Genomic DNA, 16,442 nt, shown 5'->3' on the forward strand with positions numbered 1-16,442 from the left:
CAGTAATATTTACGGTAACCTACATATCGAGAGTTGAAGCTACACTCAGTGTCTGTCAGTCCCGGTGTGACCGATACAGAGCATAGAGCATGGATTCAGCAGAGAGGTAACTACAGACGGAGTTTATTTCAGCACAGGCGGTCCAATTTGCGAGATGAGTGTGTTGGACCGTTGTGCTATCGGCCTATGAGTTCCAGTATCCGTCTGCGAACGTCCTCGGCTGAGTCATATATTTGGTCATCAGTTGCAGAGAGTACGTCCTCTAGGGATTTCTTGCCGCCCTGCGTTTCAAGTTCATAATCGCCATAGGCCTCAACCAACTCAGTTGTCGTGGCTGGGTAGTCGTGCGATTTGAGCGCTTCATCAAGATCACCAAGCCCCTCACCAGGGGAGACGCGCACCGGCTCTTCTTCATCGGCGCGGGTACGTGCGTCCTCTTGCATCCGCTCTCGCTGGCGACGTTTTTCGTCATCTGCTTGTTCATCTCGGCTCTGTTTATCATCTGCCATATACTACGGTAGGGGATTCAGGCGGATAACAGTAGGGCTGCCTATCGGAGATGCGGGTCGAACTTCCCATCCCGACTGACCCAGATTTTGATACTGTCGGACAGAAGTCAATACGAAGTCGGTCGCGGATTCGCGGCCGTCTCCACCGGTGACGGCCGCAGCAGAGCGACCGATCTTCACGTAGTTCTGTCCGGCAGTATGAAGCCACTCCCCAGGACGTTCAGGATCAGGAAAACGACCTCGTCGCCGACGAACGCGATCCCGGTGGCTCTGGCGCTGTTGCTGGTCTTCGGTTCCCACCGCTGGGTGTAGACCTCTTGGATCGAGAGGTCTCCTGAGTCGCCAATGGCTCGGGGGCACGACTCATGTAGTTCGCGCGCGGTATTCGGTGGATTTAGCTACGGGTAGGATTTCATCCCGGACCACCTTCTGGAACTTCTTGACTCCCACCAACGCCCGCCGATCCACCGCCCGCGTTCCTCCGTTACCTCGCTCTACTCTTCGCGATCGCCGAAGGGTTCCTCATTCCGGTCGGAGGCGTCGCGGGTCCGCTGGAGGTAGTTCTGGATCGTCTCGTGGACGGCCCGGCCGAGGTCATGTAACTCGCGATTGATGGCCGAGACCGAACTCGAATCGAGCGATTCGGTCACGTCGCGCTCGCGCCAGTCCTCAGGCACTGTCGGGGCGTCGAAGCGGAGGTGGTCGTCCGTTGGATCACGATAGAAGTCGAAGGCCTGGAACAGGTCGAGGTCGTCGACGACTCGGACCTCCTCCTCGTCGAGATCCGTGTACTCCGCCCACTCCTCGAACCCCTCATTCCACGCGCCTTCCTGGAGGAGGTTCTCGAGATCCTCGCGGTAGAAGTCCTCGGATCCGAGGGTTTCCGATTCTTCCCAGTCGAAACCGCTCGGTCGGCCCCGGTTCGAAAGATCGGGTGGCCCCGGGATGGATACGTCGAGTGTCATATCGATAGTAGAGCGGGCACGACAATAAAGCCCCGAGGCAGTTCACGAGACGGGAGTCCGGGTGAAGTGGTAATCGATAGATCGCTCCTCCCCGACACGCTCTGCGGACACATCCTCCCGAGCACCGCTCCCAGTCCCGGGACGAACAGTCAAGGTGACTTGCCTAGCTTGCCAACGGACTCTCATGCAAGATTCGCGCTTTCTCTGTAGCAGACGCTGAACGAAACCCCAGGCTATTGTCAGAACAGGCGTGGTCGACTTAGAGGGTGAGGGCGAAGTAGAAAGGGGTCCGGTCAGACGGCTTATGGGCTACGCGTAGGCAGTGGAAAACTTACTGAAATTATATTGGAAAGCTATACAGCACTTCAGCGCGAATAGTCGCAGTATTGGGGTAAGACGTGTTTAAAGAGAATAATGAGTATCAGCAGGAAGCACTGTTTTCGCCTGTAAAAGACCTACAATCCGGACTAAAGACGAAGTTACAGAATCACTGGTCTACTCATTTCTACGAACATGTCTTCACCCAGATTGATGAGAAGAAGTTCGGCCGGCTATACCATGACGGGTATAGCCGGCCGAACAAACCGGTCAACGAGTTGGTTTCCCTGGAAATCATCAAGCACCTGCTTGGGCTGTCTGATGAGCAGCTCGAACACGCCTATCTGTTCGATTTTCGCGTCAGGAACGCGCTAGGGAAGGAAACGCTCGGTGACAACATCTGTGCAAAAACGTTCACCAATTTCCGCCGACGCTTACTGGAACACGAAGAAGAGACTGGTCAAGACCTGTTGCACGAGGTTTTCCAGGATCACCGAAGCTACCTCCAAGACGAATTTGAGATCGATGCCAGTACCCAGCGAATGGATTCGACGTTTATCGAGGCTAACATCAAGCAACTCTCTCGAATCGATCTCATCGCCAAAGTCGTTCACAACTTCCTGGACGATCTCCCCAACGAGATCGTCCAGGAACTCCCTGCCGGACTAGACGAATTCGCCGATACGGAGAACCTGGAGCTATCCTATGAACTGGAGCCAGGTGAGGTCGACTCGACCATGGAAACACTCATCGAGCATGCTGCCTGGTTGATCGACAGGTTCGAAGATGAGCAAAACTACGCTGAACTGGAGAGTTTTGCTCATCTTCAGCAAATCCTCGACGAACAGTGCTACCGCATTCCTGAACTTGAAGACGATGACCGTGATCACGATGAAGACGACGATGACGACCATCCCGGTGACGGCGAGTCACCGGGATGGGAACCACTCAGGACATTCACATCCAGCGAGGGAGAAACAGGCCACGAGCAGGCCAGTGATGAGCCAGTCCAGCCCGATGAGGACGACCATGAGCAAGATCGCGTCGGGCTGAAAGAGCCCGACGAGATCAGTAGCGGGTCGATGCAAAATCCCCACGACGTGGACGCGACTCACCGCCGGAAGGGCGGTGAGTCTTTCTGCGGCTACAAAGCGAACGTCGCCGAGACCTGTGACGGAGAGAACCCGTTTCGACTGATCACGACGATTCGCGTTGACACGAACAACACAGACGATGGTGATCTGTTAGCCGAAGACGTACCAGAATTGTCGGAGGAGACCGGGTTAACCGATCTCCTCGTTGACGGTGGCTACACGCACAAAGAAGTAGAGGCGTGCTGCGGTGATCATGGGATCACGCAGCACTTCACGGGACTAACCGGGCAGCGGCCTCCTGCAGAGAAGTTGTCGCTAGCGGATGCAGAGTGGGACGACCACCGAATGGTTGCGTGTCCTGCCGGACACGAACCATTCGAGCAGCGGTACATGCCCGAGAGTGGTCGCATCTCAGGGCGAATGGGGAAAGAGTTCTGTGAAGACTGTCCACACAGGGAGAATTGCTTCGTCCGGGAGAAACAGCAGTTCTACAGTTACGGCTTCTACGAGCGGAAATTAGCACTTGCTCACCGACGCAAGCGGTTGGATAATCCAGCAGAGAAGGAGTTTCTGAACTTACGCGCTGGGGCTGAGTCGTTGGTCAATGAGGTGTATTACCAGGATGGGGAGAAAGCACGGTTCACGGGGACGATTAAGATGAAGAACGCGTCGATAGCGAAAGCTATCGGGACGAATCTCAAGCGAGCCTCACGATTCTTGGAATCGGAGGCGAAGCGGGAGCACTCAGCGGGATAGCCGGAGGAGAAGGGAATTTTCTCGGCTCGGAAGTTGGATTCATCGAGTTGGTGAGCGATCCAGCAAATCAATCGTCGTGATCACTCGGGGTGTTCCCGGCGGAACACCCCTTTCTCCTGTGCCCTCAGAGGGTGAATTCAGCAGATCGGTAACGATAGGCTACAGCGTTGACAGTATGATTCGTGGCTAATAATAATAACTCGTGACCCTGTTACTCCATTATATGGTCAAATGTGCTCGGTGTGACCGTGATGTGGATGACGTTCAAAATATCACGCCAGATTTTATCACGAAAGAACTAATCGACTCAATCGATCACGGCGAAGAAGACCTCGCCGAGGGTGGTATGGAAGTTTGCGCCGAGTGTATGGATGAATTGAAGGGGAACTGAAAACGAAGCGGGTATGATTACTGATGATCTCAGCTTTACACGGTAGCCTCGGAGAAGTCCGTTACCGGCATCGTCCGTCTTTGCTACCGCCTACGTCACGCTCCTACTTCAACGGGCAAAGCTGAGTGATGATTTTCAGCATGATCTTGGTTACAAGACCGTGCCCTGTATGCAGCATAGAGTTCGAAACATGTCATCGTGTGTGAGTTTAAACAGAATCACTTTCCACTAATCCCCGCCCCGGACAACGTGACCGTATTTCAACAGGGCAACGAACACAACCCCGCCGACTGCGTTTCCCATCGTGGCTAACACGAGGAACGATACGTAGTCCATCACTGATACTATGGGCGACAGAAAGACGCCGAATAGCACCTCAACGTTACCCGCAATTGAATGAGGGAGGTGGAGGATACCGATTACACCTGTGACGATCCAGATGATAATGAGACGGCTCGTCGTCTCTTGAGCAGCAGTAACGAGCCACGCTAGCAGTCCCATCAGCCACCCCGCAAGCACGCCAGCGGCGAATAGCCATGTGAAATCGTGGGTAACGAGTGAGAGAGCGATAGTCTCGAAGGCCTCCGGCGAGGCGACACCTAGATCGGGCAGCAGCGTAACGATGAGTGCCACGAACGCCGCACCACCGACGATATTACTGACGTAGACCAAGCCCCAGAGACGGCCGAGTTCCGCGAGTGACGCTCGTCCGTCGAGGACCGGCATCACGGCCACGGTCGTATGTTCGGTGAACAGTTCTAACCGTCCCAAGATGACAAACATGAATCCGACAGAGTAGACACTCGCAAGTAGCAACTCCGTCCCGAGATCACCATACCCACCCGGTGAGAGGGTGAGTATCACCGCCATCAATAATGGTCCGAACCCAATATCGAGACCGGCCGAGAATCCAGACAGTACCAATCCGTTCGTCTCGCGGTTGATTTCGTGGAACCCGCTTTCGATCAACGAATCGAGGACCTCTGTAACTCGCGTTGGATCACCCGTGTCCTTGTTTTCCGGTTCTGATTCCTTCACATACTTCCTCTGTGTCCGTCGCTGCAAAAGCATAGTGACAGCAAACAAACGCGCTCGCGTGATTCTAGTGGTTTAGTAGAATTTGAGATCCCGAGATTGTGGTCGAGTGATCGGGATTTGGTTTGAATACTCGTTTTGGAAGCATCCGCTTGAGCCGCCGGATTTGAACAGCGTACTGGCGTAGCCACGATTCAGAAGTGACGCAGACCACTCCGCCACAATCTCGGAGGATTGGTTTGATGTGTGCCCTAATTACTACGGGCCATTCATCGGAATATACCTTAAGTAGGTATGAATATCTTGATATTTCCAACAAGTAGTCCTTCTGGCCTGAAGGCGGTCAGTATAGGGCGCATAACTCGTGCGATAACTACTCAAGAGTTCAGTATTGAGTCCTGATAAATCACTAGATGGCACCGACTTTGTGTGGGAGGTCACATCGCTTGGGGTGTCACGTTGGACCGGATGCGGTCCGTCTCGGAATCGAGCAGCGGCTCGATACGGCGCTCGAACTCGGCCTCGTCGACCTTGCCGGCGACGGACGCCTCACGATCAGCCTCAGCGGTGTGATCACCCAGGTTATCTGGCGAGAGGCCGACGATCGGTTTTTTACTGATCTCGACACTTCGTCGACGAGATCTTCGACCACCTCGTCACGTGGGCCGTCATCTAGGGCCTCCTTGACGTGACCGACCCAACCGCATTGATTCAACCGAGATGAAACCGATACCTGCCGATCCAGCTGCGTCAAAATACTACGATCAAACCGCTGAAGAGTGCTACTATGGCGACGGTTGCACGATCGTCTCGACTGGCTCAAAGAGGTCCATTACATTGGGGTTCAAGAGAGCCAAATAAAGAACCGTTCGAGGTGATGCCACAGTTGGCGCGGTCGAATCAACCGTTGTTGGGTGTTCGACCGAATCAGGACGCGTTCTTACACTTCTGTTTATACTCCTCGTACTCGCGTTTTGCGCGCTCGTAGGCGTGTTTCTTCTTTTTGAGCTGCTTTTTGTTCACCTTGCCCTTCTCGTATTTCTTTTTGTACTCCTCGTACTCACGCTTTGCACGCTTATATTTGCGTTTTAGCTTCTTCTTGTTCTTCCCGTCGCCCCCATTCTCGGGTGCCTTCGTAAACTCCAGAATGTCACCGTAGACAACCGTGGCACCGACCTGAGCGACCGCTCGGAACTCGTAGGTCGTGCCAGTCTCGAGGTTCGTCGCCGTCGCACTGAACGGTCCGGGTTCGGTGAGGACTGTTTCGTCGGTAAACGTCCACACCTCAGTCCCCTTGACGCGATACAGGAAGTAGACGGTGACCTCCTCTGCACCCTCGAGTTCGAGCAGTTCGCCGTTGAGCGTGGCCGTCGACCCGTTGACCTCCGTCGCCGGCTTCGTCTCGACGTCCAACTCGTCCGGGCCGAGCTTGGTGAACGAGAGCGTGGTTCCGAGGAACCGTTCATCGTCCGCTACCATGACCGCCCGGAATTCGTACGTGCTACCGAGTTCGAGGCCTTCGATCCCGGCGCTGAAGTCACCGGGCTCGTTGAGCGTCTGGGACTCGGTGGTGATCCACTCGTCTGCGCCGAGTTCACGCCACTCGAAGAAGACATCTGCGGTGTCGAAGTCCCCGAGATCGATTAACTCTCCGTTGAGCGTGGCCGTCGAGCCGTTGATTTCCGTCGCCGGCTCTGTCTCGACGTTGGGGACGCCGGCCTCAGCTTTGGTGAACGAGACGATGGTTCCTTCGTCGCGCGTGCCATTCGCCACGACGACTGCCCGGAATTCGTACGTGTTCCCGGGCTCGAGGCTGGCGATCTCGTCGCTGAAGTCGCCGGGCGCGTCGAGCGTCTGCGGCGCGGTGGTGTTCCACTCGTCCTCGCCGAGTTCATGCCACTCGAAGAAGACATCGACCGTGTCGAAGTCACCGATGTCGATCAACTCTCCGTTGAGCGTGGCCGTCGAGCCGTTGACCTCCGTCGCCACCTGAGTTTCAACGATGGGTGCGCCGGGTTCGTCTTTGGTGAACGAGAGAATGGCCCCTTCCTCACGCGTGCCATTAGCCACGACGACCGCCCGGAATTCGTACGTGCCGCCGGGTTCGAGGCCCGCGATTTCAGCGCTAAAGTCGCCGGGCGCGTCGAGCGTCTGCGGCGCGGTGGCAGTCCACACATCCGTGCCGAGTTCACGCCACTCGAAGAAGACGTCGACGGTGTCGAAGTCGCCGAGATCGAGCAGTTCGCCGTTAAGCGTGGCCGTCGAGCCGTTGACCTCCGTCGCTGGCTCTGTGATGACCTCTGGTACACCTGGCACCGTCTTGATGATGCGAAGCGTGGCCCCTTCGACCCGCTCGCCGTTTGCCAGCCCGATCGCCCGGAATTCGTATGTGTTTCCGGGTTCGAGGCCCGCGATTTCGTCGTCGAAGTCGCCGGGCGCGTCGAGCGTCTGCGGCGCGGTGGTGTTCCACTCGTCCTCGCCGAGTTCGCGCCACTCGAAGAAGACGTCGATGGTGTCGAAGTCTCCGAGGTCGGTCAACTCACCGTTGAGCGTGGCCGTCGAGCCGTTGACCTCCGTCGCCGGCGTCGTTACGACGTCAGGGATGGCCGAATCGCAACTAATGTCGAGCGTCGTGATGTCGAGACCGATTGCGATATTGTCGGTCTCGAGCGAGTACGTTCCGTCCGCGAGATTCCCCCACGTCGCCGAACCGCCGGCCGGAACCTCCATGGTCTCCTCGTACGCATCGGGACCGGTGACGGTTACCATCACCGAGACGTCGTTGGGGTTCGATACTGTGATCTCCCCCTCCTCATCTTCACACGCCGAGTCCACTTGCAGGTCTACGAGATCGCAGTCACACCCGGTAACCGTCGCCATCTGAAGATTGACGGCGGTTTGGGCGTACAAACAGCCGTCCACCGTTGCGTCGGTGAGTACGTTGATCGCCGTCTGGGCCAGTACGATCCCCGAAAAGTTTGCGTCCGTTCCGATCTCGACGCCGGGACCGCCGGCGACCACCCAGACGATGTTTTCGGCCTGCGCGCCCCCTTCCAGATTGACGGTCACCCCACTCGCCACGCTGAGACCTCCCGCGACCTGGAAGATCCAAGTGTCGTCCGGACCACCGTTGAGGGTGATATCTCCGTCAATTGAGAGGCCGGTATCCCAATTGTACACTCCTGGAGTCAGTGTTTCTCCGTCAAGATTGCCGCCGCCTAAATTTGTAAAGTCCGGTGGGACGCGGCCGTACGCATCGGTAAACGCGGTTTCCATATCGCTCACGGCCGTGGTCAATCTGGACGGGGTCGGCTCCGCATAATCTGCAGCGTACACCCGTCCGCCTACCTGCGTCGACGTCGCGAAGACGCCCGTCGCATCCAACGTCAGATCGAATCCGGTTATCGCGGTCGACGCGATCGGACTCACGCCAATGTCTCCCGCCACGTCAGAATTGGGAACGCTCGATATTCCGGATTTTGCCAGGATCGAAAAATCACAGGCCGTCCCGAGATCGACCGGTGCCGGACCGTCTTGTTGGATTTGGACCGGGGGATCTTCACCTTCTTGCGCGGCGCCTATACAGCCGGCAAAACCGGCTGCGAGTAACCCACTCGATGCGATGACAGTTCTTCTTGTCGGATTGTACTCCATATCTGATGCTCATCGGTGTAGGATATTGTTTTCGAGGAGTTAATTTTGTATATGTATCACATATCCTCTCCAGATATTCTTCAAATTGGATTAGTGAGTCCATTCCGACGCGCTCGACAACCGGTCCAGTAGGTGGGAAGTGACAATACAGAATTACGTGGGTATTTTTCCCAGTACCGCAGACACATCGCTAGGCGAGAGTGCCGTTGCAGACGGCACAACAGTGACAGTTGGCACACATTACTTGGGACATAGATTATGAATTACTTTTAGCAAGTCCATCATGGACGTGCTATGTCCTTCACCTAAACTGAGCGATCACCACCGACGTAAATCGAGCCGGTCCGTGAGAGCTCATCTTGGGACGAGAATTTATCCAATCAGGTCTAGTTGAAGAGACCGTGTTCTCATTGATCACGCCAAGCATCTAGCGGCTGCACTGCAACGAGCAGGGCTCCGATTTCAGCCCGCTTATTATGGAAATCGGAATGCTGTCGAACATGTCTTCAGAGAATTAAAACGATATGGCACTTCGTTTAGGATATTTTCAGCCACGTTGAACCAACAACCAACGAATCGTGGCTGTAAGCCTTCGCCGTCTGGTGGAACTCGCTTAACTAAACACGATGCAGCGGGACAGCCGAGGATAGATACCAGACACGCTGGACCCGCTTTCGAATCGTGCCCGGTGAGTGTGTCGAGATCGTCGCCTCGGCATTGATACCACCCGACTGAGCGACCAATTCCTCACTCGGCTCGCCGCTCGGGAGTGGCGACAACGTTCAGCAGCACCAGAACCCGCGTAATTTCTCATGCTCGCTTGATAGACACGCCCGCTAAGGTCCGAAGTCGACGCTTGATCAGTGAAAAGAATCACAAGTCGACGGAGATTCGACCAAAACTAGCCCATCCTCCGAAACTGTGTGTGGTCGCCGCGCGAGAAAATCTATACAGCTATATTTGATTTATGGAATGTGATTTTGCACGCTCGAGTACCCGAGACGGCCGAAATCGGCCGCGAGGGCCGTTTTCACATTCACTTGGTCAAATCCCAGTTTGAACAAAAGGTGGCTGTCAGATCACTCGTTCTCGAAGATTTCGGACGCCTCTTCAGCCAATTCTTCGGTCTCGATATGGGCGTACATCTGCGAGGTGGTCCGCGGATCGGCGTGGCGCAATACGCGTTGTGCTGCAGCCGCGCCATGCTCGCGATAGATGGCTTCACCGACACCACGTCGTGCGCCGTGTGGTTTCAGGTACTCACCGTCGATCTCGAGGTCAGCCGAATCACACAGCCGTTTCAGAACTGACCGGCCGCCGTTAGTCGACAACGACGGCGGAACGACCCCGTGTTTCCGGTGTAACTCGAGGGGTTTGCCCGCGGATGGGTCAACGTCATCGGGGAGATTCCCGTATAGCGATGGTGCATGGCTCGTGACGAACACGGGCCACTCGGGTGCCGGCGGCTCGAGCGCTTGTTCCAGCCGCTCGAGTGGCCGATGCACTTGTCGTGGGAGTTGGACCTCCTCGTCTTCGTGCTGGCTTTTCCCAAGCACTTGGAATTGGTTGTTTTCGAGGTCGATGTCGCCCCACCGTAAGCCGTTACGCCGGTCGTCACGTGGGTCTGAAAGGATTTCTCCGCCACGAGCCCCCGAATAGGCCAGCAGATAGACGAGCGCACGATCGCGCAGTTCCTCAAGTGCGGCCGAGCCGTTTTCGTCGACGGCTTCGTGGGCTCGTCGATCGGCATATCGGAGCAACGCCTTCCGATCTTCAGCCGACCAGAACTGTTGATCGCCGCTCTTTTTCGCTGGTCGCGGTGGCAGCTCGTCGAGTGCGATCCCTTTTTGCGCAGGATTGTCCTCGAGCCAGTCCCATTTCACGCAATAGGAGGGAAACGCCGAGACGTAGTCGTAGTACGTCCACGCGGTCGCCGCGGTCTTTGCCTCGTCGTTCGAGAGTGCTTTCGCATACGTCGCCATGTCTCGTTTCGAGACGCGTTCGACCGTCTCGGTGCCACAGGCTTCGAGGCGCTGTCGCCAGTCGGTCAAGACGCGCTCGAGGGCGTCGCGATAGTTGCCGGCCTTGTTGCCCGACTCGAGGAAGGCGTCGATGGCGTCCTCGAGGGCATGTTCGCCGGACGAAGCCGCTGAATCGCTGTGATCCATTTGTTCGGTTTCCCATACAGTGTCGGGGTGCATAAATTCACTGTGCATTACTACTCTAATGCACAGTGAACCTCGAACACACCAATTCGTCCGATTTCGGGCTTCTCGAGTGCTCTCTAGCACAAACCAATACTTGGTAAATCTTATAACGCTATAGAAATTCTGTTCGGTAGCGTTGCGAATGCCCCGATATCTGTGCACGAGATCACCCTCATGTGGACCTCTGTCTCGTCTTCAAATGGAAATCGGCCACTCACAACTGCCACTCTGCTGAATGAGTGGCAGTTGTGTGAGAGATTTTGAAGGAATCAGGCCAGTCGGACAGCAATGCCTCTCACAAAGGGCAAACACGGAGTGGGTTTCACAGCAATTCGATCAACCTCCGATTGAGAAAGCCACGAAACCGCGGGGCCGTAACCCGCGGTTTCGTGCGGAACTCGACGATATCGAGTGATGTCTGAACGAGGAAATCGACTAGCAGCCACATATCGTACAGCAGGACAGCGAAGCCAAAGTGGAACAACCGCACTGAGAAGTTCTTCGAAGTCGTCCAGGGTGCGAACTCTTTGACGCTACTGTAGGCGTTTTCGATTCCTCCTCGCCGGGTATACCGTTTGATCTTCTTGCGAGTCTGGCGGCGATCCAGACCAATCTCGTCGTTCACGGCGAGATTGGTCAGAAACACCTGGCGTCCATCATAATCCTCATCCGGTGGCAGTCCGACCAGCGTCGTCTCTGCCCTGCTGTTGGTTACTCCATTTCTCACCGGACCGTGCATTGCGTGCTTTTCTTTCACCGTGACTTTGTTGCCCATTCGCGCGATGAACCGCTTGACGCGGTCATCGCGCTTCGCCGGAATCACGTAGAAAAGGTTCCGCTCCTCGAGCGCCGCTACAACGTCTGTCGCGTGAAACCACCGGTCTGCATAGACTCGCCGCACGCTGAGACGGGCCCGGTTTTCGACAATGTCCACGAGCCGGCGGACGATCCCGCCGGCTCGGTGAGACTTGTCTTCGCCAGGATACGCTTCAGGATCGTGATTATCGGCGTTCCCTACTGGGACCATCGCGACCGCGAACTGAACGTTGTCACCGACAACGTTCGCGGTCGCGAACTTGTGACACCAGTCGTACTCTTTCTCCTCGGGCGCTCCTTGCACTCGAACCAGTTCCTCACGCTCACCCGAGTAGGCGACGTAGGTCATATCGATCGCGAGCATGATCGGACGCTCGAACTCAACGGATGGCTTGGCCCGCGTCAAGACGCGGGTCAAGCCGCGGTTGACCATATCGGCGATATCTGACGGTTCAAGGCTTTTAATCGCCGTTAACAAGGTTTCTCCAGTCGGTCCATCTTCGAAGAACGGATCGGCGATATCAGGTTCAGGATTAACGTGATCGCCGTAGGTCTCGGCACCGCCGTTGGCGGCGGTGCCTGTAACCCCGAGTAATGTCTCTAAGCGCAGTAATTCCTCGTCGTGGTAGATAGATCCGCTTGGACGGTCGAAGTCGAACGCTGGGAACACAACAGTGGTGAGTTCCTCGAGGACTTCGCGAGTTTTTCCTCGAATGAGTCGGTTGACCGTACGCTTCGAGGAGCCCGCGGGCTCCTCGGAAGCGTCCTCTGTGTACGGCGCACCGACCGGACTGCCTCGTCTAGCGGCAAGTGTCCGAATCTGGCGTACGGACACCTCGATTGTCGTCTGTAATCCTTGAAAACGGGTTTGTCGTGCACGCGTGATCGTGCTTCGATCAGGGACATCAGTTGGATCGAATCCAAGCGCAGTAGCAACTGACGAATCGTTGGTCAGCGTCCGATGCACGGCAGCATCGGACGCGTCCTCGAGTTCACGAAGGAGAACCGTCCGAAGCATCGGCTCGAACGGCTTAGAGTCGTGCCACTCCGGATATGTGTCGTCTCGTGTGTAGGAACTGAGATCGAGGTGGGAGACGAGGTCGACCGCAGAGGCAGTCGCGTCGACGACCTCTGCGGCCTGCTTGGTCAACGGGTGCCAACCGCCTGAGAGGGAATCGTTATTTTGGAGGCGCTCATCAACGGATCGTGGGTCGCGGCTGTCTTCAGCAGCCGCGACCCGATCTGACCGATTTGTTACCACTCGGGGGACTGTTCGTCCCCCATCGGTCAGTGTATCGATGTATCCCGTGCACAGATTCTGTCGTTCGCAACGCTACTGTTCGGCGGCTGATGAGACTATAGGGTCGTTAGCGGGGCTAAAATGCATGATTTCAGGCGAAGTGGGGGTGTTTTGTGCGACTCAAACGACTGTTTATAATCTGGCTCTTAGTTCATTACTCTTCCACGATTGAGCAGCTTACTGTAGAATAGTATCCTGCCAAAGAACTATATTACTCCGCCACGTCAGTACTGATATGAGCGATCGAACCTTACCGGACGAGTTCGAGGATATCAACGAAGCGGTCAGTGAGGAGTGGGTGTCTGAGACGACTCCCTACGAGCGTGTTCGCCACGTTATCGCGCATACGTACGAGTCTGTTTCTGTCGACGCTATCGCTGACGACGCACGGACATCGCCGAAGACAGCACGTAAGCACTTGAATGCGCTCGCGAACGAGGGGTTCGTCGTCACTGCGACTGGTGAACATGGTGGAACGACGTATGGTCGCTCGCCAGAATCACTCGTCGTTGAACAGGCTGCTGACATTCTTGAGCAGGTCTCAACTGACGAACTCACCACGCGTATCGCCGAAATGCGTGACCAGCTTAGCAGCTACCAGTCCGAGTACAGTGTCGACTCGCCCGAAGAGTTAGCCGTTGAGCAGACAAATCAAGCTCTCTCTGAATCTGCCTCTGCGCAACGAGACATCGACGCCGAGACAATCCAAGAATGGCAGACGCTCCGCCGTAACCTCGCATTCGCGAACGCCGCCCTCTCAATCGCGAATGCTCAGCGCTTCGTTGATGGAGACCGTCACTTGACTGATGGCAGCGTTCCTGCGTAACGATGGGTGAGACACCTGCGACAATAGAGGATCATTCGCTCCGTGGGCCGATCGATCGGCCAGCTCTCATCACGATTCGAGATCTCGTCGACGAGGCAGAGCCGCTCGCGACACCACAGCTTGATGATTTTCTCAACCCGTCTGTCCTCGAAGTCTCTCTCGATGATGGTCTTTGTGGTGCCACGAATGCTCGAATCGACGTTCAGTGGACAACACAGGCCGACTATAAGTTCCACTACACTGACTCAAAGGATGTGAACTTCCGTTGGGGGAAGCATCCTCACGATGGCGACTACATTTCGGTCTCTGATCTCGAACACTATCATCCACCGCCAGATGCTAGCTCTAATCCTGACGATGTTGAAGACTCCTGCATTAAACAGTCTCCTGAAGAATTAGTCACTCGTGCTGTCCTCAAACTCTGGCGTGTTGCCTATCGCACTGACTCGTACGCTCCCCTCAATTCGGGGAGCAATCCACCGTAAGGTCTCTGGACGAGGGGCTTCCTCTGAGGGCACAACCGTACTCGAGGCCATCGAGAGCTACCTGCGCTATAAGATCAACGCCGACGGTTCGAAGACGACCATGCGCTCACCACTGCGTGAGTTCGCCGACCACTGTCGAGACGAGCGTGACCTCGAGTTCGTCGACGAGCTCACACCCCACGATGTCCGCAGTTACAGCGAGCACCTCTACGACCGCGTCGTAATCGACGAGGACCTGGCGGCTTCAACTGCTCACAACTACTTCGCCTACGTCCGAGCTTTTCTCTCCTGGTCGGTGCGAGAACAACACCTCGAGTCGAACCCGGCGAATACGAACACCGCGATGGACCCGCTGCCAGAGGACGACGGGAAACGCAAGCGCCAGTATTGGTCTCAAGAAGACCGCGAGACGTTACTCGAGTATTCCACCAAGCGCGTGGACATGGCTCTCGAGGGAACCATCCGGATCGACGCCGAGACAGCCTTCCGTGACCGGGCGATCGTCGTTATGCTCGACGGGACAGGGGCGCGTGGTGCTGAGTTGTTCGCTGATCCGAAAGACGACAAGCGTAACGGCCTCCGGTGGAAGGACGTCGATTTCGACGAGCGGCTGATCGAAGTCTATGGCAAGTCCCGTGAGTACGAACAGGCCCCGTTTCCTGCGAGTGTCCACGACGTCCTCAAGCGATGGTATCGGGTGCAAGAGCCGACGACCGAAGCGTGGCCCGTCTTTCCGACCGGCCACTATGGGTCGAAAAAGCGTACACTCGAGGATGCACTCGGCGAGAAGGCAGTCTCTCGGGCGCTCGGGGATAGGGGTGACGCCGGGAAGACCGAGGTGCTTGACCGTCTACACTGCGAGCACGAGGTTCCGCCGCCGTCGATCTCGAAAGAGGGCGTTCGCCGACTGCTGAAACGGCTCACCGACGAAGCCGACATCGATCCAGACGGCGAGTACGACTATCTGACGCTGCATGGCGCTCGCCGGGCACTCGGACGCGACCTCTATACCAGCGGGATGTCCGAAAAGGCTCAGGAAGCGTTACGACACAACTCGATTGAGACCACCCACGAGGCCTACGCCGACGTCAAAATGAAGGACGTCTCCGATTCGATTGACGACGTTCGCGGCTGAGAACGAACTCGAGTCGTACATCCGCACACTGTCGCGCCGCCGCAACCTTGCGGATAGCACCGTCGAGATGAAACGCTCGTGACTGGCGACCTACGCGCGCCTGTATCGAGATGTGCATGGCAGCGCCGATCTTGCCGATCGACTCGACGACCTCGCACACCGGGCTGACGAAATCGAACGTTTGCTGACCGTCTTTGATGAGCTAGATCAGGACTTAGACAGCGAGGCGTCGAAACTCCGGTATCTCGGCGACGTTTCACAGTTCTACGAACACCTCCAGCGCCGTGGAAAAGCCGCGTATAATCCCGCCGAGACCATCGACATGGAGTATGGGTGGGAACGCTCGGAACCCGACAATCCGGCACTCTCGAGCGATCAGGTCCGTCGGCTGTACGATGCCGTCGAGAGTCCCGACGAGGAATTGTTGGTGCTCGCACTGTGTGGGTGGGGACTACGCCGCAACGAGGTTGCCTCGTTGCACGTCTCCCAGCTCGCACTCGAGGGTGACGACCCACACATCTATTTCGAGGAGCGCAAGAACGGTCCCGGCACGGTCGCGTTGCTATATGGCCGCGAAACGCTGACCGATCGGATCGACGCCCTCGGCGCTGCCGATCGGGAGTGGACAGGCTATCTCTTCCCCTCGAGCCGGGCCGAAAGCGGCCATATCGTCGGCGAGACGATACAAGCGCGTTTCCAACGGATCGCCGAGCGGGCCGGAGTTCGGGTACGTGGCGAGACGCCAACCTCGAAAATGGGTCGGCGTTTTTGGTATACGGCGTATGCGAACGCCCAAAAGCAGTTGCTTGAAAATCTCGACGCGATCGCAGCCGATCAGGGCAGTTCCGATACGAGTGTCGTACTGAAAAACTACCTCTCGGAGGCCGAACGGAGACAGTATCGGCGTGAATACATGCGCGAGCGGCTCGCAGAGGCATTCGGCGAATAATG

At 56.4% G+C, this 16,442-nt stretch carries 11 protein-coding genes and 3 pseudogenes; 8 read left to right on the forward strand and 6 right to left on the reverse strand.

All coding sequences use genetic code 11. The features are described 5' to 3' along the window. Window positions 1-176 precede the first annotated feature (176 nt). Both ACERI1_RS16680 and ACERI1_RS16685 read right to left on the reverse strand, forming a co-directional pair. The gene (locus tag ACERI1_RS16680; protein WP_373619596.1) at window positions 177-509 is read right to left on the reverse strand and encodes a hypothetical protein; all 333 of its coding nucleotides are present in this window, start codon (window positions 507-509) and stop codon (window positions 177-179) included. A 494-nt stretch (window positions 510-1,003) separates the two neighbouring features. Continuing rightward, window positions 1,004-1,474, reverse strand: a complete 471-nt coding sequence (locus tag ACERI1_RS16685; protein WP_373619598.1) for a hypothetical protein — start codon at window positions 1,472-1,474, stop codon at window positions 1,004-1,006. Window positions 1,475-1,872: 398 nt separating this feature from the next. Between ACERI1_RS16685 and ACERI1_RS16690 the strand changes: the two genes are divergently transcribed. Then, window positions 1,873-3,642: a transposase gene (locus ACERI1_RS16690; RefSeq protein WP_373619599.1), complete on the forward strand. Its 1,770-nt coding sequence runs from the start codon at window positions 1,873-1,875 to the stop codon at window positions 3,640-3,642. A gap of 253 nt (window positions 3,643-3,895) precedes the next feature. Continuing rightward, window positions 3,896-4,033 (forward strand): hypothetical protein, encoded by a 138-nt coding sequence (locus ACERI1_RS16695; RefSeq protein WP_373619601.1) that lies wholly within the window; start codon window positions 3,896-3,898, stop codon window positions 4,031-4,033. A gap of 228 nt (window positions 4,034-4,261) precedes the next feature. Here ACERI1_RS16695 and ACERI1_RS16700 read toward each other — a convergent pair whose 3' ends face one another. Beyond that, entirely contained in the window at window positions 4,262-5,071 is an 810-nt protein-coding gene (locus tag ACERI1_RS16700; RefSeq protein ID WP_373619602.1) for a formate/nitrite transporter family protein, read from the reverse strand. 587 nt (window positions 5,072-5,658) lie between these two features. Between ACERI1_RS16700 and ACERI1_RS16705 the strand changes: the two are divergent. Continuing rightward, window positions 5,659-5,926: pseudogene (locus ACERI1_RS16705) on the forward strand (IS5/IS1182 family transposase); the annotation flags it as partial. 69 nt (window positions 5,927-5,995) lie between these two features. Here the strand turns inward: ACERI1_RS16705 and ACERI1_RS16710 are convergent. Further along, window positions 5,996-8,611, reverse strand: a complete 2,616-nt coding sequence (locus tag ACERI1_RS16710) for an ice-binding family protein (RefSeq protein WP_373619654.1) — start codon at window positions 8,609-8,611, stop codon at window positions 5,996-5,998. Window positions 8,612-9,128: 517 nt separating this feature from the next. Between ACERI1_RS16710 and ACERI1_RS16715 the strand changes: the two are divergent. Next, window positions 9,129-9,310, forward strand: a pseudogene (locus ACERI1_RS16715) (IS6 family transposase); the annotation flags it as partial. A 491-nt stretch (window positions 9,311-9,801) separates the two neighbouring features. Here ACERI1_RS16715 and ACERI1_RS16720 read toward each other — a convergent pair. Next, window positions 9,802-10,890, reverse strand: a complete 1,089-nt coding sequence (locus tag ACERI1_RS16720; RefSeq protein ID WP_373619603.1) for a tyrosine-type recombinase/integrase — start codon at window positions 10,888-10,890, stop codon at window positions 9,802-9,804. Between the two features lie 361 nt (window positions 10,891-11,251). After that, a complete protein-coding gene (locus ACERI1_RS16725; protein WP_373619604.1) occupies window positions 11,252-12,895 on the reverse strand; it encodes a transposase in 1,644 nt (547 codons plus the stop codon). 385 nt (window positions 12,896-13,280) lie between these two features. On the opposite strand from ACERI1_RS16725, the gene ACERI1_RS16730 reads away from it, so the two are divergent. The 4 genes and pseudogenes from ACERI1_RS16730 to ACERI1_RS16745 all read left to right on the forward strand — a co-directional run. Beyond that, complete coding sequence (locus ACERI1_RS16730) at window positions 13,281-13,871, forward strand: Rrf2 family transcriptional regulator (protein ID WP_373619605.1); 591 nt, start codon at window positions 13,281-13,283, stop codon at window positions 13,869-13,871. Between the two features lie 2 nt (window positions 13,872-13,873). Next, window positions 13,874-14,356, forward strand: a complete 483-nt coding sequence (locus ACERI1_RS16735; protein ID WP_373619606.1) for a hypothetical protein — start codon at window positions 13,874-13,876, stop codon at window positions 14,354-14,356. Next, on the forward strand, window positions 14,346-15,491 hold the full coding sequence (locus ACERI1_RS16740; protein ID WP_373619655.1) for a tyrosine-type recombinase/integrase: 1,146 nt from the start codon (window positions 14,346-14,348) through the stop codon (window positions 15,489-15,491). The genes ACERI1_RS16735 and ACERI1_RS16740 overlap by 11 nt, the downstream gene beginning before the upstream one ends. A gap of 4 nt (window positions 15,492-15,495) precedes the next feature. Further along, window positions 15,496-16,440 (forward strand): annotated as a pseudogene (locus tag ACERI1_RS16745) (tyrosine-type recombinase/integrase); the annotation flags it as partial. Between the last annotated feature and the right edge of the window lie 2 nt (window positions 16,441-16,442).

The sequence above is a fragment of the Natrinema sp. HArc-T2 genome, from assembly GCF_041821085.1.
GTDB lineage: Archaea > Halobacteriota > Halobacteria > Halobacteriales > Natrialbaceae > Natrinema.